Genomic DNA, 17,620 nt, shown 5'->3' on the forward strand with positions numbered 1-17,620 from the left:
GCCACGCTGCTGGTTGTCGGCCTGATGGCAATGGCGGCCCTGGCGTGGTATCTGGGCTGGCGACCACCTGCCGCCTGGAACCCCTGGGCGGTGCTGGACGTGCGCCAGCCGCCCAACTTCCTGACGCCCTACAAGCTCGCGCGCCTGCGCGAGAACCCACGTTTGTGCCTGCAGGCTTTGCAGACATCGGCCTTGCGCTACCGGCCACAGGCCGACAGCGCGCCCACGGCCAATTGCCCGCTGCGCAACGTGTGGCGAATCGAAACTGGCGAAGCGCGCCTTAGCAGCAGCTTCCTGGCGTCTTGCCCATTGGCGGTGGCCTACGCGTTGTTCGAAAAGCATGGACTGCAGCCCGCCGCGCAACGAATTTTTGGCCAGCCCGTGGCCCAGGTCGAGCATTTGGGCAGCTTTGCCTGCCGAAATGTGTACCACCGTAAACAAGGTCGGCTCAGCCAGCATGCCAGCGCCAATGCATTGGATATCACGGGTTTTCGCCTCAAGGATGGACAACACATCGTGCTGGCGAGGGATTGGCAGAAGGGCGGGGAGAAGGCGGCGTTTTTACGGGAGGTCCATGACGCGGCCTGCAACAGTTTCAATACGGTGCTGGGGCCGGACTACAACGCGGCGCACCACAACCACTTTCACCTGGACATGGGGCTCTGGCAGGTCTGCCGCTGAGCTCAGGCGTGCGTGCGCACGTTGTTCAGCACTACCGGGCGCGCCCAGTGAAGGTCGAACTCCAGATCGTTCTGCTGTTTGGCCAAGGTGGGTTCGTCGTAGGGCTCGGGGGCGTTTTCCAACAGATCCGTTTCGAACTCGGCGATGGGCAGGAACAACGCCCGCGGCGACGGCGCCGGGCCAGGCTCGGGAAGCGGATGGCCCTGACTCATGACCACTGGGCGCAACCAACTGTTGCTCAAGTCGAGCTGGCGCTGTTGTTCGATCAGTTCGGCGGTGCTGAACGGCTCGGGTGCGTTCTCCAGCAATTCGGTCTCGAATTCGGCCTTTGGCAGGAACAGCGGCTCGGGCGGTTTGACCTCGGTGTCGTGGACATCGCAGCTACGCTGGACATAGATCTGCGCCAGGGTGCGCACACCGCCCAGCGGTTCACCGCTTTCCTTGTCGACCTGCTTGGCGATGGCTTGGCTGACCGGGTCCGCTTCTGTCCCTTGCTGCTCGGCCAACGCGCGGGCGAAGAAATCCTGCCACAGGTGGCTTACGCCCCCGAGTGCCTGGGTGTTCTGTCGACCGTAGTTGCCGACAGGCGACAGGTAGGTCAAGCCGATGGGAAGGGTTTCTGACATGGCAGTCGCGCGCGTTGTGCTCTGGCAGAATAGCGGATACTGCGTGTATCGGCGGTGGCCGGGATTTCATTAATTTTTTCGAGTGCGCGAACCGATGGTGGAGCTAGAGCAGGGCATGGGTATCAGGGTCGAGGCGTTGTCGGCTGAGTTCCAGGCCCAGGCACAAGTGTGGGCCGAGCGCCTGGGTGTGCCGCTGGTGGATGACGAGGCGGGGTTTGCCGTGCAGGTCGGGCCTGATGGGTTGCAGATCCAGCAGCTAGGGCCGCAGGCGCCGGGACCGGTGCGGGTGGACTTCGTCGAAGGACAGGCGGCGCATCGACGGCTCTATGGCGGGGGTAACGGACAGATGATCGCCAAGGCCGTCGGCATCGCCCAAGGCGTCCGCCCCCAGGTGCTCGATGCCACTGCAGGCTTGGGCAAGGATGCGTTCGTGCTGGCCAGCCTGGGCTGCCAGATGACCCTGATCGAGCGCCAGCCGCTGATTGCCGCTTTGCTCGAGGATGGGCTGGCGCGGGCGCGTGGGGATGACGAGGTGGGAGCGATCGTCGAGCGCATGCACCTGCTGACCGGCAACGCCATCGAGCGCATGCGCGCCTGGGAGGGAGAGCCACCCCAGGTGATCTATCTCGATCCGATGTTCCCGCATCGGGACAAGAGCGCGCTGGTGAAGAAGGAAATGCGGGTGTTCCGGCCCTTGGTCGGTGATGACCTGGATGCGCCGGCGTTGTTGGAGGCGGCGTTGGCGTTGGCTTCCCACCGGGTTGTGGTCAAGCGGCCACGCAAGGCGCCCATTATCGATGGGCCCAAGCCGAGCCACAGTCTGGAGGGGAAATCGAGTCGGTATGACATTTATCCCAAGAAGGCGCTCAAGGCTTGATTAGGTTTGGGGCTGGGGCTGGGGCTGGGTTGTGGTTTTGAGGTTTGTGGGCTTATCCGTTTTTTGGGGTGACGCTTAGTCACCTTTCCGCCCTTACGGCGGGTCACTTTTGGTCTTGGCCAAAAGTAACCAAAAGCCGCGCGCCCCTGCATCCGGCCCGGCGCTTCGCACCGGGTTCCCTCGCTGCGGTGTCTTACGGGGCCTCGCGGCCTCCGGCTGGCTGCGCCAGCCTCCATCTCGCGACTTCGGCTACCGCCGAAGGGCGCTACGCGCCTGCCCCTACAGACACCTCCGCTCGGCCTGCTGATGGGGCGCAAGTTACGGGCGGCGTCTGGGCTGGCGTTGTTTCGTTCAGTGGTTTTTGTGGGGTATGTTCCGCCCATCGCGGGTAAACCCGCGAAAAGACCGGCACAAACAACAACTTAATCAGCTTGTTTGCCGTTGCTGTTGCTTTTGATGCTCGATAGTCCAGGCGCCACCCATCGCGACCTCAGGAGGCCGAGTGGAGGTGCCTGTAGGGGCAGGCGCGCAGCGCCCTTCGGCGCAGCCGAAGTTGCGAGATGGAGGCTTGCGCAGCAAACCGGAGGCCGCGAAGCCCCGAAAGGCGGCGGAGCGCAGGGAACCCCGGAGCGCAGCGCAGGGGCCGGATGTGGGAGGCAGCGGTTTTTGCCTACTTTTGCCCAAGAGCAAAAGTAGGTCGCCGTAAAGGCGAAAAGCGCCGGTGGCGCCACCACAAACACCGGATATTCACACAGCCTCAAAGCCCAAGCCCTTAAACCCGGTACCCCCGCATGAACAACCCAACCACCTCCCGCACATGCACCTCCGCCTCCTCCACCGTCAACGCCGGCGCACACCCCAGCAGCAACCGATAATCCGGCGCCCCCTTCACCAAGCAGAAGAAATGCTCAGCCGCCCGCAAGGGATTGTCGATCGCCAGCAACCCCCGCTGCGCGACACTGGCCAGCAGCGCTTCCATCCCGGCCAGCACCCGCTTGGGCCCCGCCTCCCAGAAGTACTCGCCAAAGCCAGGGTCCTGGTTCCCCAAGGCAATGATCAACCGGCTCAACTTGACCGACTCGTCACTGCTGATCAACGCCTGAAACCCCCGGGCAATATTCAGCAGCACCTGTTCCAGCGGAACGCCTTCGGGCAGCTCGAAGATCAGGTCAGGCAGTTGGGTCTGACACGTCGCCATGACGGCCGAACCAAACAGCGTCTGCTTGTCGTTGAAATGGCTGTAGACCGTGAGTTTTGAAACACCTGCCGCCGCAGCGACCGCATCCATGCTGGTGTTCGCATAGCCAAGACTCAGGAACAAGGTCTTGGCGGCTTCGAGGATGGCCTCGCGCTTGGCCAGGTCCTTGGGCCGGCCAGGGCCAGTGGGTGCGTCGTTGGACATGGGAATCCGCATCATGATGAAAAGTCCCCCATCTTAACGGGTCGCAGCGCATCCGGCTGCTAAAGGCGTGGATCGTTAATACGTTTTTCTCTGTGTTACCCGCTTCCCGACCCTGGTGTCCTGACTTAATATACTCACCAGTATAAATATTCGAGGCGCTCCTCGCGAAAGGACATCCATCATGTTGCGTCATGCCGTGCCCATCGTTTTACCCGCCACCTTGGCGTTTCTGCTGGTCGCTTGCGGTCAGGAGGCCGCGGCCCCTGCTGTGCCGCGCCCGGCGTTGGTGGTTCAGCCCCAGCCAACGGGTGCTTCGGCCGACAGTTATCCCGGCGAGGTGCGGGCTCGCTTCGAGCCTGAGCTGGCCTTTCGCATTGGCGGCAAGGTGAGCAAGCGCCTGGTGGAGGAGGGGCAGCGGGTCAAGGCCGACCAGCCGCTGGCCGAGCTCGACCCACAGGATGTCCGTCTGCAACTGGAGGCCAACCGCGCCCAGCTCGCTGCCGCCGAAGCCAACCTGGCCCTGGTGCGGGCTGAGCGCGATCGCTACCAGAAGCTGCTGGAGCGGCAGATGGTCAGCCGTTCCCAGTACGACAACGCCGAGAACCTCTATCGCGCAGGCCAGGCGCGTCTCAAGCAGGCCAAGGCGGAATTCGACGTGGCCGGCAACCAGGCGGAGTACGCCGTGCTCCGGGCACCTCAAGCAGGCGTGATCGCCAAGCGTCAGGTCGAGGTGGGTCAGGTTGTGGCGCCAGGGCAGACCGTGTTCACCCTGGCCGCCGATGGTGAGCGAGAAGTGCTCATCGGCCTGCCGGAGCAGCAATTCGCCCGCTTTGGCGTGGGGCAAACGGTGAGTGTGGAGCTGTGGTCGCACCCGAACGCGCGTTATCCGGGGCGCATCCGTGAGCTGTCTCCGGCGGCCGATCCTCGCTCGCGTACCTTCGCTGCGCGGATTGCCTTCACCACCTCCAGCACGCCGGCCGAGCTGGGGCAAAGCGCGCGAGTGTTCATTGCCCACGCTGAACGCGCGCCGCTGTCGGTGCCGCTTTCGGCGGTTACGGCCGAACAGGGGCAAGCCTACGTCTGGCGCATCGGCAAGGACAACCGCCTCGAACGCGCGGTGGTGCGCCTGGGCCCTTATGGCGATGACAGCGTGCCGGTGCTCGAAGGGCTGAAGGCGGATGACTGGGTAGTGGCCGCAGGTGGCCATGTGTTGCGCGAGGGCCAGCAGGTCCGGCCCGTGGACCGTTCCAACCGTGATGTGAACCTGGCGACCAAGGAGTAATTCCCGATGGGTTTCAACCTTTCCGCCTGGGCCTTGCGCAACCGGCAGATCGTGCTGTTCTTGATGATCCTCCTGGGCGCGATTGGCGCGATGTCCTACACAAAGCTGGGGCAAAGCGAGGATCCACCGTTCACCTTCAAGGCCATGGTCATCCGCACGATATGGCCGGGTGCTACCGCCGAGGAGGTCTCCCGGCAGGTCACCGAGCGCATCGAAAAGAAACTGATGGAAACCGGCGAGTACGAGCGGATCGTGTCGTTCTCGCGTCCAGGCGAGTCCCAGGTGACGTTCATGGCCCGGGACTCCATGCACTCCGATGCCATCCCCGAGCTGTGGTACCAGATCCGCAAGAAGGTCGCGGACATTCGCCATACCTTGCCGCCCGAGATTCAGGGGCCGTTCTTCAACGATGAGTTCGGCACGACTTTTGGCAACATCTATGCACTGACAGGTCCCGGGTTCGATTACGCCGTGCTCAAGGACTACGCCGACCGTATCCAGATCCAACTGCAGCGGGTCAAGGACGTGGGCAAGGTCGAGCTGATCGGCCTGCAGGACGAAAAAATCTGGATCGAGCTCTCGAACCTCAAGCTGGCCACCCTCGGCGTGCCGTTGCAGGCGGTGCAGCAGGCGCTGAGCGAGCAGAACGCGGTGAGCACCGCAGGTTTCTTCGAGACCCCCAGCGAGCGTTTGCAGTTGCGTGTCAGCGGACGTTTCGACAGCGTCGAGCAGATTCGCCAGTTCCCGATCCGCGTAGGTGATCGCACCTTCCGTATCGGGGATGTGGCCGAGGTCCATCGCGGCTTCAACGACCCACCTGCGCCACGCATGCGCTTCATGGGCGAGGACGCAATCGGCCTGGCGGTCTCGATGAAGGACGGTGGCGACATCCTGGTGCTGGGCAAGGCCCTGGAAGGCGAGTTCGCCCGCCTGGCGCGCAACCTGCCGGCGGGCATGGAGTTGCGCAAGGTTTCGGACCAGCCCGCTGCGGTGAAGGCAGGGGTAGGGGAGTTCGTCCAGGTCCTGGTCGAAGCCCTGGCCATCGTGCTGCTGGTGAGTTTTTTCTCCCTGGGCCTTCGCACCGGCCTGGTGGTGGCCCTGGCCATTCCACTGGTGTTGGCCATGACCTTCGCCACGATGCATTACTTCGGCATCGGCCTGCACAAGATCTCCCTTGGCGCACTGGTGCTGGCGCTTGGGCTGCTGGTGGACGACGCCATCATTGCCGTGGAGATGATGGCGATCAAGATGGAGCAGGGGTTCGACCGGCTCAAGGCGGCGAGCTATGCCTGGTCCAGCACGGCATTCCCGATGCTCACTGGCACCTTGATCACGGCGGCGGGCTTCCTGCCGATCGCCACGGCGGCCTCCAGTACTGGCGAATACACACGTTCTATCTTCCAGGTGGTGACCATTGCCTTGCTGACGTCCTGGGTGGCCGCGGTGGTCTTCGTGCCTTACCTGGGCGACCGCCTGTTGCCAGACCTGGCCAAGCGTCACGCCGAGGGCGCGCACGGTCCGGATCCTTATGGCACGCCGTTCTACCAGCGTGTGCGCCGCGTCGTGGAGTGGTGCGTACGCCGGCGCAAGACAGTGATCGTGCTGACGGTCGCGGCTTTCGTTGGCAGCATCCTGCTGTTCCGCTTCGTGCCCCAGCAGTTCTTCCCGGCCTCGGGCCGGCCCGAACTGATGGTCGACCTCAAACTCACCGAAGGTGCATCGCTGGCCAATACGACCGAGCAGGTCAAGCGACTGGAGGCACTGCTCAAGCAGCAGGATGGCATCGCCAACTATGTGGCCTATGTCGGCACGGGGTCGCCGCGTTTCTACCTGCCGTTGGACCAGCAATTGCCGGCGGCGAGCTTTGCCCAGTTCGTGGTACTGGCCAAGAGCCTGGAGGATCGTGAAGCCCTGCGCAGCTGGTTGATCGCCACGCTGGATGCGCAATTCCCCGAGCTGCGTGGACGGGTCACCCGTTTGGAGAACGGTCCGCCGGTGGGCTATCCGGTGCAGTTCCGGGTGACGGGCGAGCATATCGAGAAGGTTCGTGCCCTGGCGCGGGAGGTAGCGGTCAAGGTGCGCGAGAACCCCCATGTGGTGAACGTGCACCTCGATTGGGAGGAGCCGAGCAAGGCGGTGTTCCTGGAGATCGACCAGGACCGCGCCCGGGCCTTGGGCGTAAGCACCGCGCATCTGTCGAGCTTCCTGCAAAGCTCGCTGACCGGCACCACGGTCAGCCAGTACCGCGAAGACAACGAACTGATCGAGATCCTGCTACGCGGCACCGGCCAGGAACGCCGTGAGCTGGGCAACCTCGGCAGCCTCGCGCTGCCCACCGACAACGGCCAGAGCGTGGCGTTGTCCCAGGTGGCGACCTTGGAGTACGGCTTCGAAGAAGGCGTGATCTGGCACCGCAACCGCCTGCCCACGGTGACCGTGCGGGCCGACATCTATGACAAGGAGCAGCCGGCTACGCTCGTCAAGCAGATCCTGCCAACCTTGCAAACGGTGCGCGATACCTTGCCCGAGGGTTACCTGCTGGAAGTCGGTGGCGCCGTGGAAGATGCCGAGCGCGGCCAGCGTTCGGTGAACGCCGGCATGCCACTGTTCATCGTGGTGGTGCTGACGTTGCTGATGGTGCAGTTGCGCAGTTTTTCGCGCACGGTGATGGTGTTTCTCACCGCGCCCTTGGGGCTGATCGGCGTGACGCTGTTCCTGTTGGTGTTCCGGCAGCCTTTTGGGTTTGTCGCCATGCTCGGCACCATCGCACTGGCGGGGATGATCATGCGTAACTCGGTGATCCTGGTCGACCAGATCGAACAGGACATTGCGGCGGGGCTGGATCGCTGGCAGGCGATCATCGAAGCTACGGTGCGGCGCTTCCGACCGATCGTGCTCACCGCCCTGGCGGCGGTATTGGCAATGATCCCGCTGTCGCGCAGCGTGTTCTACGGGCCGATGGCGGTGGCCATCATGGGCGGGTTGATCGTAGCGACCGTGCTGACGCTGTTGTTCCTGCCAGCGTTGTATGCGGCGTGGTTCAGAGTGAGGAAAAGCGGCTAGCTGGGAGCGGCAAGCGGCAAGCCACAAGGGGGACGAGCCACGCAGGCCTCGCGTCTTGCTTGTGGCTTACCGCTTGAAACTTACAGCTTGCAGCCGCGCGCTTCAAAGCGCGCCGAACACCTTCTTGGCCAGGCTGGTCGCGGCCTGGGCTGGGTTCTGGCGAATGTTCTGCTCCTGCTTGCCGATCATCTCGAACAGGCCATCGAGCGCTTTCTCGGTCACGTAGTTCTCGATGCTCGCGCTCTTGGCGTCTACCACGCCTAGGGCCACGGCTTGGCCGGCGAAGTTGTTGTACTGCTGCGCCAGGCCAACCTTGTCGGTGGCTTGCTTGACGATCGGCAGGAACTTGGCGCGGATTTCTTCACGGCTGCTCTTGTTCAGGTACTGGGTTGCCGAATCCTGGCCGCCGTTGAGGATGTCCTTGGCGTCGGTCACGGTCATCTTCTTGACCGCATCGACCAGAATCGCCTGGGCCTGCGGAACCGCTGCTTCGGCCGCCTTGTTCATGCTGTTTTCCAGGGCTTCGACCTGCTCACCCTTGCCGAACATCTTCATGGCCTTGGCGGCCTTGCCCAGGTTGCCTGGCAATTCGATGCGCACATCCGGGTTGTTGCTGAAGCCGCCAGGCGTGCTCAGTTGCTTGACGGCGATCTGAGCGCCCTGGGTCAGGGCGTCCTTCAGGCCGCCGGTGGCATCTTTCTGGCTCAGGTCGCCGAGCGACAAGGCCAGGGCGCTTGCCGACAGCAGCAGGCCGGCGCACAGGGTGGTGAAGCGCAGGGAGGTGCGAATCATGCTGGGTATTTCCTTATAGCTGGGAGAGGGCGGGCTCAGCGCACCGGGTCGACCTTGATGCGCACAGGCTGCGGATCGCTGCCGTCGAGGTTCACGCCGTGGTGTTCGGTGTTGATGAACAGCAACTTGCCGTCCAGCTCGATGCGTGCGCTGACTGCGTAGCGGTGGCCGGCTTTGATCTGGGTCGGGTCGTAGGTGAGGTGAAACGGCAGCGGCACATTGCCCTTCACCGGGCCGGCCTGGTTGGCCAAGGTCACCGCCGGGGCGTCCATCAGCGAGACGTCTTGCAAACTCACGCTCAGGGTGGCAGCCGGTGGCAGAGCCATGCGTTGCAGATAGTAGACTTCGCCATCCAGGCTGGCCTGGTGGGAGGGTGTGTTGCTGGTGCAGGCTGCGAGCAGGGATACGCCGCACAGCATGAAGAGTTTTTTCATGGAATCTCCGGTGTCCTTGGGGTTGGCTTTTGGCCAACCTCAGGGACTTTAGCGGATTTTTCCGGAGTCTTCAGCGTTGGGGCTACTGCGTCCGGGCTTATCTCAGGCGGGTGCTACCTCCACCGGCTCATCGCGGTGCAGCGCTACCTGGCGGATCGACAAGCGCAGCTCCGCCGACAACACGCGCTTGGCCACGCCCTCGGCGAGTTCGCCGAGCTTGTCGTGATAGCCCAGCTTGCCTTGACCGTCGGGGCGCAGTACATCCTGGTCGATCAAGGTCTGGATGAAATGGCGGAACAGCGTCTTGTCGAAGAACTCCGGGGCATTCAGGCCATGCAGGATCGACAGGCGCTGGGCCATCATCACGCACAGGTCTTCCAGCTCCTCGGCGCTCAGGGTGTTCTGGCCGCTGTTGAGCAGCAGGGACGTGGCCATGTAGAAGCGTTGCAACGTCTGGGTGATGCTCCGGGCCAGCAAGGTCAACAGGACGAACTGCCGCGAACTTGGGGCCGGGCGCAGATAGACGCCGTTCTCGAAGCGCAGCAGACCCTGTGCTACCAATGCGTCGAGCCATTGGTCGATGACCTCGTCCAATTGCTCGGGTGTCCAGCGCAGGAACAGTTCAGCCTGCAGGTACGGATACAACGCCTTGACGTACTGGCCGACCAGTTCGCGGCTCATGCGTGAGCTGCTCAGGAAGAAGCTCGCCAGCAACGCCGGCAGGGCGAAGATGTGCAGGATGTTGTTGCGGTAGTAGGTCATCAACACTGCGTTGGCTTCATCCAGGTAGAGGATGCGGCCCAGGGCGTCCTTTTGCTCCGAGAGCAGGTCCATGCCCCTGACATGTTCGATCAAGGCCGGACCGTCACCCTCCGGCAGGGTGGTGTGAGGGGAGTAGGGGACCTGCCGCAGCAAGGCCAGGTACAGGTTCAGCACGCGGGTCAGGGCGCGTTCGTCCAGTGCCAGGCGGCTGGTGGACAGCAGTGCCAGGGCCACCAGGTTGACCGGATTGATCGCCGCCGCTTCGTTCAGGTGACGTGCCACGGTCTCGCCCAGGCGGGTGGTGGTTTCGTTCAGCCAGGCCGGGCGGAATTGCGGGCCCAGGGCTTGCTCGCGCCAACCGGGTTGCTGCTGGTCGAGGAAGGCATTGAGGCGGATCGGTTCGCCGAAATTGACATAGACCCGGCCAAAACGCTGCTTGAGTGCGCCGATGACCTTGAAGATGTCGAAGATCGACTCTTTCTTCTTGCTCGCCCCGCGCAGCTCGCCCAGGTAGGTACGGCCTTCGAGCACGCGCTCATAGCCGATGTACACCGGCACGAAGACGATCGGTGTGCGCGAGGAGCGCAGGAAGCTACGCAAGGTGATGGCCAGCATCCCGGTGCGCGGTTGCAGCATGCGCCCGGTGCGCGAGCGCCCACCTTCGACGAAGTACTCCACCGGGAAGCCCTTGGTGAACAAGGTGTGCAGGTATTCGTTGAATACCGCCGTGTACAGCGGGTTGCCCTTGAAGGTCCGGCGCATGAAGAAGGCGCCGCCACGGCGCAGCAGGCCGCCGATCACCGGCATGTTGAGGTTGATGCCGGCGGCGATGTGCGGGGGCGTGAGGCCGTTGCGGAACAACAGGTACGAGAGCAGCAGGTAGTCGATATGGCTGCGGTGGCATGGCACGTAGATCACCTCGTGCCCTGGCGCGATGCCTTGCACCTGCTCGATGTGGTTGACCTTGATGCCGTCGTAGATCTTGTTCCAGAACCAGCTGAGCACCACTTCGAGGAAGCGGATCGCCGTATAGGTGTAGTCCGAGGCGATCTCGTTGCCGTAACGCAGGGCCTGGGCTTCTGCCTTGGCGTAAGGGATCTTCTCGCGTTCGGCCTCGTCGCTGATTGCCTGGCGCACCAGTGGGTCATGGACCAGGCCCTTGACCAGGTTGCGTCGGTGGGAGATGTCCGGGCCGATGACGGCGGTTTTGAGGTTGCGAAAGTGCACGCGCATGATGCGCTGGGCCATGCGCACGGTGCGCTCGTGGCCTTTGTTGTGCTGGATCAGCTCGCGTAGGTGAATAGGCGCTGAGAACTGCACACGGGTTTTGCGGCCCAGGATCAGTATGGTCAGCAGACGGCGCAGGCGGCCGGTAACCGCCCAGCTGTCGGCGAACAGCAGTTTCCAGGGGCTGGACTCACTGGCGGGCGACTGGCCCCAGAACACGCTGACCGGAATGATCTGCGCGTCCTCTTCCGGATGCTGGCTCACTGCGCCGACCAGACGCTCCAGGGTAGGGGGCGCGCCGCGTTTGTCATGACGGCCGAGCCAGTCCGGATCGGGCGTCAGGTAGAAGAAAGCCGCAGGCTCCTGCAGCGAACCGACACTGACCGGCAGCACAGGACGCGGTAGCCCCGCCTTGGTGCATTCGCGATCGACGACGGCCAGGTCCGTCAGCGAAGGCGAAGGCAGGGCGTAGAACACGGGACGGCTGCGATCGAGCTTCAGAGACAGAGATGACTGGTTGATGGTTTCGGAGCGCACCCACAGGTACAACAGGCGACGCAAGGCGCCGAAAATCAGTCGGCGCAGGGGGGAACGGGTCATGGGTGTGTGCCCTGGGAGAGATTTTTAAGTGATATTCCAGGCAGTTAGTCTGCCGTATCTGCGCAAGTTCGGCAAAATTCGCCAAATCGACGCCCAGTCATGAAATTTTTTTGTTCGCTGTCATATACTCGGTCCGCAGCTTGCAAGATATTTCTGCGAGCTGCGTCGGCACGGGGTGGTGACCTCGTGCTTGCAAGGCGATCTTCAAAATAAAAATCCGGAGTAGTTCAGATGTCGTCTCGTGAGACTGGGAATGTGAAGTGGTTCAACGATGCCAAGGGTTATGGCTTCATTCAGCGTGAAGGTGGGGCGGATGTCTTCGTCCACTATCGTGCTATCCGCGGTGAGGGGCATCGTACCCTGGTCGAGGGACAACAGGTGGAGTACGCCCTTGTGCAAGGCCAGAAAGGCCTGCAGGCTGAGGACGTCGTCGGTCTCTGACCGCCGTCTGGAGCAGTAAGCTTCAAGCTGCAAGCTGTCCGTGGAGCTTGCAGCCTGATGCGATCCAACGTGAAGCTGCGGCGTGTCGGCAGTAGCCTCAGTGGGTGCGCCAGGTGATTTCCTGTTCACCGTCGGCGCTGATGCGGATCCAGCGATCGGCATCTTCTTCACCATCTTCTTCGGCCCAGCTGCCGGGTGCGCAGCGCACTTCGACGCCCAGCGCGGCATAGGCAGCGCGAGCACAGGCGATGTCGTCGTCCCATGGCGTCTGGTCGCTTTCGAGGAACAGGCTGTTCCATTTCCCTACAGCCTTGGGTACCCAGGTGACCGGAATGTTACCGGCCATGCATTTCCAGGTTTGGCCACGCTGCTGCCATTCGCTACAAGTACCCAATGCCTGGCTGAGCCATTCGGCCACTTGCTTGTGGTCGACGTCGGTGTCCTTGAGGTAGATCTCGATATCGGGTTGGCGCATAAAAAGGCTCCGGGTGTGCTCAGTCTTGGCGCACGAAATAGTCATAACGCATGGAAACCGTCACGTCGAACGGCTCGGGCTGGTCGATCACTCGTGCGCGTCTTTCGGCGCTGGCGCGCCAGCCGTGCGGTGTCATGGCCAGCAGGTCGGCGCGAGCCTTGGGCTCGGCCAGACTCAGGCGGAACTCGAGCACTTCGCCATGGGCGTGATGCATGCCCTCGGGAATCAGGGCCAGGTGCTTGTCATCGGCGTAAGGCCGTACTTCATCGTAGAGCACCTGGCGCAGTTCCATCAGATGGCCGCTGGTCGGCCCCACCCGCATCAGCCCGCCGCCGGGGCTGAGCAGGCGCTTGGCCTCCTGCCAGTCCAGCGGGCTGAACACGCTGGCGATGAATTGGCAGCTGGCATCGAGCAGCGGCACGCGAGCCATGCTCGCGACCATCCAGGTCACCTGCGGGGCCCGGCGGCACGCGCGCTTGACCGCCTCGCGGGAGATATCCAGCGCATAGCCTTGGGCTTGCGGCAACGCTTGGGCGATCTGCGCGGTGTAATAGCCTTCGCCGCAACCGATGTCGAGCCAGGCGCCGGGCTGGCGTTCGGCGGCCAGTTCAGCCAAGCGCCGGGCGACAGGCGCGTAGTGGCCAGCATCAAGGAAGTCGCGGCGGGCTTCGACCATCGCTTGGTTGTCGCCTGGATCGCGGCTGTTCTTGTGCTGCACCGGCAGCAGGTTCAGGTAGCCCTGGCGGGCACGGTCGAAGCGATGCCCGGCGGGGCACACCACGCCGTTGTCGAGCCGCGTCAGGGCGGCCTGGCAGAGCGGGCAGGCGAGCATCAGGCGAGCAACCGTACCAGGGTCTGGTAGTAAATCTCGGTCAGCAGGTCGAGGTCGCTGGCCAGGATGCGTTCGTCGACCTGGTGAATGGTCGCGTTGACCGGGCCGAGCTCGACCACCTGGGTGCCGAGGGTCGCGATGAAGCGCCCGTCGGAGGTACCACCGCTTGTGGAGGGCTGGGTATCACGACCGGTCACGCCCTTGATGCTGGCCGAAACCGCATCGAGCAGCTCGCCCGGCTCGGTGAGGAATGGCAGGCCAGACAGCGCCCAGTCGATGCTCCACTCCAGCTGATGCTTGTCGAGGATTGCTGCCACGCGAGCCTGCAGGCCCTCGACCGTGGATTCGGTGGAGAAGCGGAAGTTGAACAGCGCGGTCAGCTCACCCGGCACCACGTTGGTGGCGCCGGTACCGGAATTGAGGTTGGAGATCTGGAAACTGGTCGGCGGGAAGAACGCATTGCCTTCGTCCCAGTGTTCGGCGGCCAGTTCCGCCAGGGCCGGCGCGGCCAGGTGGATCGGGTTGCGCGCCAGGTGCGGATAGGCCACGTGGCCTTGCTTGCCGCGTACGGTCAGCTTGGCGCCGAGCGAGCCGCGACGGCCGTTCTTCACGACATCGCCCAGCAGGCTGGTGCTGGAAGGTTCACCGACGATGCACCAGTCCAGACGCTCGTTGCGTGCCTTGAGGCGTTCGACCACGGCCTTGGTGCCATGGTGCGCCGGGCCTTCCTCGTCGCTGGTGATGAGGAAGGCGACCTTGCCGCGGTGGTTCGGGTAGTCCCGCACGAAGCGTTCGCTGGCCACCACCATCGAGGCGAGGCTGCCTTTCATGTCCGCGGCGCCACGGCCGCAGAGCATGCCATCGGCATCGATCAGGGCTTCGAAAGGCTCATGTTGCCAGGCTTGCACCGGGCCGGTGGGGACCACGTCGGTGTGGCCGGCAAAACACAGCACGGGGCCTTCCTGGTTGCCGTGGGTGGCCCAGAAGTTGTCGACGTCCTCGATACGCATCGGCTCGAGTTCGAAACCGACGGCACCCAGGCGCTGCATCATCTGGGCCTGACAGTCGGCATCGACGGGAGTGACCGAGGGGCGACGGATCAGGTCGCAGGCCAGTTGAAGGGTAGGCGAAAGCTCGGCTGGGGCCGTCATGAAGGACTCCGGGGCAAGGCGGGCGGGAAAACAGGGGCGTTATCTTATATCAAACGAATAAGACGGGCACTGGGAATGGGGCCGCGCTGCGGCCCCTTCGCGACACAAGGCCGCTCCGACAGAAGTCATCGCTAACCCTGGAGGCGCTCCCACAGGGCGTGACCCGGCCAGCCCCTGTGTCAGGTAGCCTTGGCCTCGACGGCCTCATCCCCAGGCTTCGGCAAGGATGACAGCATTGCCATCACCAGCGCCGCCAGGTAAGGCAGCGACTGCACCAACAACATCGCCACCCAGAAGCGCATGTCCGCCCCCGGCAGGCCTTGGACCAGATAGATGCCCAGCGCAGCGCCCCAGAGCAGCAGCATGATGAACAACTCCTCGCGCGCCTCGGAAATCGCCACCAGCAAGCCATGGCTGTCGGCATTCTTCGGGGTGCGGAAGAACGGCATGCTGCTGGTGAAGAAGCCGTACAGCACCGCCTTGGCGATGGTGTGCGACAGAGCAAGCCCGGCCAACGCGGCGGCGAAGGCATCCTTGAGGTTCACGCCGACTGCGCGGCGATAGAGGAAGATGATCTTGCCGACCTTGAAGAAGAACAGCGCCAGTGGCGGGATGGCGAAGATCATCAGCGGTGGGTCGACCCGCTGTGGAACGATGATCATCGCCGCCGACCAGAGCAGGGCACCGACAGTGAAGAAGATGTTCATGCCGTCGGCGATCCACGGCAGCCAGCCGGCGAGGAAGTGGTAGCGCTGGCCACGGGTCAGTTCGCTGCCCTTGCCCCGCAACAGCGCGGCGGCATGGTGCTTGATGATCTGGATGGCGCCATAGGCCCAGCGAAAACGCTGTTTCTTGAAGTCGATGAAGGTGTCGGGCATCAGGCCCTTGCCATAACTGTTGTGGGCGTAGGCGGCCGAAAGCCCCTTCTCGAACACCCGCAGACCCAACTCGGCATCCTCGCAGATGCACCATTCGGCCCAGCCCAGCTCTTCCAGGACCGAGCGTCGGGTCATGGTCATGGTGCCGTGCTGGATGATCGCGTCTCGGTCGTTGCGAGTGACCATGCCGATGTGGAAGAAGCCCTTGTATTCGCTGTAGCACAGCTTCTTGAAAGCGCTTTCGTGCTGGTCGCGGTAGTCCTGGGGCGACTGCACCACGGCGATCTTCGGGTCGGCGAAGTGCGGCACCATGTGCTTGAGCCAGTTGCGGTCGACACAGTAGTCCGAGTCGATCACCGCGATCACTTCGGCGTCCTTGGCCGTATGAGGGATCAGGTAGTTCAGCGCGCCACCCTTGAAACCGGCCAGCGGTGCGACGTGGAAGAAGCGGAAGCGTTCGCCCAGGCGTTCGCAGTGGGCCTTGAGCGGCTCCCAGACGGCCGGATCCTTGGTGTTGTTGTCGATCACCAGCACTTCGTAGTCCGGATAGTCCAGGGCGGCGAGGGCATCCAGAGTCTGTTTCACCATTTCCGGCGGTTCGTTGTAGCACGGCACATGGATCGACACCTTTGGCCTATAGGCCGAATCGCCTTGCACCGGCAGGAACTCGCGCCGGCGCTTGTGGATCCAGACCGCTTCGGCCAGTTCATGGGCTTCGGTCAGCAGCACGATGAACACGCCCAATGCGCCCAAGGCCAGGAGCACGCCGACGGTCAGGCTGAACCAGGTGCTGTATTGCTGGCTGTAGTCATAGGCGATCCACACCAGCACCGATCCGCACAGGAAGGTAATGAACGTGAGGAAGGTGCGACCGCGCTGGCGCAGTGCCGAGCCGTCGATCAGCAGTACGGTCAGGGCAATCATCGCCAGTACTACAGACGCCACCGCCAGGGCGCGCCACTGCGGGATGGCCACGACCGGCCCCTCGAAGTTGAACTTCTGCTGGCGCGCGGCGTTGTACACGCCCCAGTAGGCACCCACCGAGCCTTCGTCGCTGGCTTTCCAGGGTTGGTCGTAAGCCTCGATGACGAAGTAGTTGTAGCCCCGTCGGTTTAGCGTGTTGACCAGTGTGCGCAGGTAGATGGCCTGGTCGGCCTGGGTCGCGTCGGCCCCGCCGCGCATGCGGCCGTTGCTTGGCCAGCCGACTTCGGAAAGCAGCAGGGGTTTGCGGGGGAACTGATGCTTGAGTTCGCGGGCGCGGTCGAGAACGAACTGTAGCGAGTCCTTCATCGGCACGAATTCCCAATAGGGCAAGATGTGTGCGGCGATCAGGTCGACATGCTTGGCCAGTTCGGGGGTTTCCTTCCAGATGTGCCACTGTTCACTGGTCGTGACCGGCACCTTGACCGCAGCACGCACCCGGTCCAGGTACCCGATCAGCGCCTCGGGCGTGACCTCCTTGCGGAACAGCGCCTCGTTGCCCACCACGACCCGGACCACGCTGCGGGAGGTATTGGCCAGTTCGATCGCCTTGGCGATTTCGCGTTCGTTGCGTTCCAGGTCCGGGCTGATCCAGATCCCCAGGGTGATGCGTAGACCAAGTTCTTCGGCAAGGCGCGGTATGTCGGCCTGGGTGCCCTCGACGGTATAGATGCGGATACTGTCGGTCAGCTTGCTCATCTGTTCTAGGTCTTGGCGGATCTCTTCGTCGCTGGGGTACTGCCCCTTTTGCGGGCTTTGCCCGAGGCGGAACGGCGAATAGGAGAAACCAGAGATCTGCTCCGGCCAGGCGGGGGCAGACACTGGACGGTTGATCAGCGCCCAGAAACCGGTGAACAGCGCGGCAATGGCCAGGACCACTACCAGGTTGAGACCGAATTTGCGTGATGACATAGATGTTTCAGATTCCGAAAGGAGAGCGGGGGCGGGCAATGGCTTGGATTTCCCGCCGGAGATGAAGTTCTGAAGCCGCTCGGCTATTGCTCAGGACCACTGCGATAAGTGGGATATTAAAGCAGGATTTGTAGGGGCTTTACTAACCAGCGCCTCGCAAGGGCTGCCAGGTGCGGTGAGCGGGTAGCACGAAAGCCCCAGGGC

The 17,620-nt window shown here is 63.3% G+C and carries 14 protein-coding genes; 5 read left to right on the plus strand and 9 right to left on the minus strand.

Going from position 1 to position 17,620, the window contains the following annotated elements:
• The first annotated feature begins 24 nt into the window (after positions 1 to 24).
• Entirely contained in the window at positions 25 to 681 is a 657-nt protein-coding gene (locus DQ397_RS20275) for an extensin family protein (RefSeq protein ID WP_043213799.1), read from the plus strand.
• A 2-nt stretch (positions 682 to 683) separates the two neighbouring features.
• Here the strand turns inward: DQ397_RS20275 and DQ397_RS20280 are convergent, their stop codons facing one another.
• Positions 684 to 1,307 carry a hypothetical protein gene (locus tag DQ397_RS20280; RefSeq protein ID WP_043213793.1) on the minus strand — a complete coding sequence of 208 codons (624 nt, stop codon included), beginning with the start codon at positions 1,305 to 1,307 and terminating at the stop codon, positions 684 to 686.
• Between the two features lie 115 nt (positions 1,308 to 1,422).
• Here DQ397_RS20280 and DQ397_RS20285 point away from each other — a divergent pair, with 115 nt between their 5' ends.
• Entirely contained in the window at positions 1,423 to 2,184 is a 762-nt protein-coding gene (locus DQ397_RS20285; RefSeq protein WP_372240779.1) for a class I SAM-dependent methyltransferase, read from the plus strand.
• A 772-nt stretch (positions 2,185 to 2,956) separates the two neighbouring features.
• Here the strand turns inward: DQ397_RS20285 and DQ397_RS20290 are convergent.
• On the minus strand, positions 2,957 to 3,598 hold the full coding sequence (locus DQ397_RS20290) for a TetR/AcrR family transcriptional regulator (RefSeq protein WP_043215915.1): 642 nt from the start codon (positions 3,596 to 3,598) through the stop codon (positions 2,957 to 2,959).
• 169 nt (positions 3,599 to 3,767) lie between these two features.
• On the opposite strand from DQ397_RS20290, the gene DQ397_RS20295 reads away from it, so the two are divergent.
• Together DQ397_RS20295 and DQ397_RS20300 are read left to right on the plus strand one after the other, a co-directional pair.
• On the plus strand, positions 3,768 to 4,868 hold the full coding sequence (locus DQ397_RS20295) for an efflux RND transporter periplasmic adaptor subunit (protein WP_043215914.1): 1,101 nt from the start codon (positions 3,768 to 3,770) through the stop codon (positions 4,866 to 4,868).
• Positions 4,869 to 4,874: 6 nt separating this feature from the next.
• Complete coding sequence (locus tag DQ397_RS20300) at positions 4,875 to 7,931, plus strand: efflux RND transporter permease subunit (RefSeq protein ID WP_070572398.1); 3,057 nt, start codon at positions 4,875 to 4,877, stop codon at positions 7,929 to 7,931.
• 102 nt (positions 7,932 to 8,033) lie between these two features.
• On the opposite strand, the gene DQ397_RS20305 is transcribed toward DQ397_RS20300, so the two are convergent.
• The 3 genes from DQ397_RS20305 to plsB all read right to left on the minus strand — a co-directional run bounded on the left by DQ397_RS20305 (position 8,034) and on the right by plsB (position 11,746).
• Positions 8,034 to 8,723 carry a DUF4197 domain-containing protein gene (locus DQ397_RS20305; protein WP_043215781.1) on the minus strand — a complete coding sequence of 230 codons (690 nt, stop codon included), beginning with the start codon at positions 8,721 to 8,723 and terminating at the stop codon, positions 8,034 to 8,036.
• A 35-nt stretch (positions 8,724 to 8,758) separates the two neighbouring features.
• Entirely contained in the window at positions 8,759 to 9,157 is a 399-nt protein-coding gene (locus tag DQ397_RS20310) for a YbaY family lipoprotein (protein ID WP_043215782.1), read from the minus strand.
• Between the two features lie 102 nt (positions 9,158 to 9,259).
• Complete coding sequence (gene plsB, locus DQ397_RS20315) at positions 9,260 to 11,746, minus strand: glycerol-3-phosphate 1-O-acyltransferase PlsB (RefSeq protein WP_043215784.1); 2,487 nt, start codon at positions 11,744 to 11,746, stop codon at positions 9,260 to 9,262.
• Between the two features lie 231 nt (positions 11,747 to 11,977).
• Here plsB and DQ397_RS20320 point away from each other — a divergent pair, with 231 nt between their 5' ends.
• A complete protein-coding gene (locus tag DQ397_RS20320; protein ID WP_011535295.1) occupies positions 11,978 to 12,187 on the plus strand; it encodes a cold-shock protein in 210 nt (69 codons plus the stop codon).
• Positions 12,188 to 12,284: 97 nt separating this feature from the next.
• On the opposite strand, the gene DQ397_RS20325 is transcribed toward DQ397_RS20320, so the two are convergent.
• The 4 genes from DQ397_RS20325 to DQ397_RS20340 form a co-directional block, all read right to left on the minus strand.
• Complete coding sequence (locus DQ397_RS20325) at positions 12,285 to 12,662, minus strand: hypothetical protein (protein WP_043215785.1); 378 nt, start codon at positions 12,660 to 12,662, stop codon at positions 12,285 to 12,287.
• Between the two features lie 19 nt (positions 12,663 to 12,681).
• Positions 12,682 to 13,494, minus strand: coding sequence for a putative RNA methyltransferase (locus tag DQ397_RS20330; RefSeq protein WP_043215786.1), 813 nt, complete (start codon positions 13,492 to 13,494; stop codon positions 12,682 to 12,684).
• Positions 13,494 to 14,645: a succinyl-diaminopimelate desuccinylase gene (gene dapE / locus DQ397_RS20335; protein ID WP_070572389.1), complete on the minus strand. Its 1,152-nt coding sequence runs from the start codon at positions 14,643 to 14,645 to the stop codon at positions 13,494 to 13,496. Before dapE ends, DQ397_RS20330 begins: the two co-directional genes overlap by 1 nt.
• A gap of 179 nt (positions 14,646 to 14,824) precedes the next feature.
• Positions 14,825 to 17,416, minus strand: a complete 2,592-nt coding sequence (locus DQ397_RS20340; RefSeq protein WP_102082214.1) for a glycosyltransferase — start codon at positions 17,414 to 17,416, stop codon at positions 14,825 to 14,827.
• Positions 17,417 to 17,620 lie beyond the last annotated feature (204 nt).

Source organism: Pseudomonas sp. CK-NBRI-02 (assembly GCF_008124495.1).
Lineage (GTDB): Bacteria > Pseudomonadota > Gammaproteobacteria > Pseudomonadales > Pseudomonadaceae > Aquipseudomonas > Aquipseudomonas guariconensis.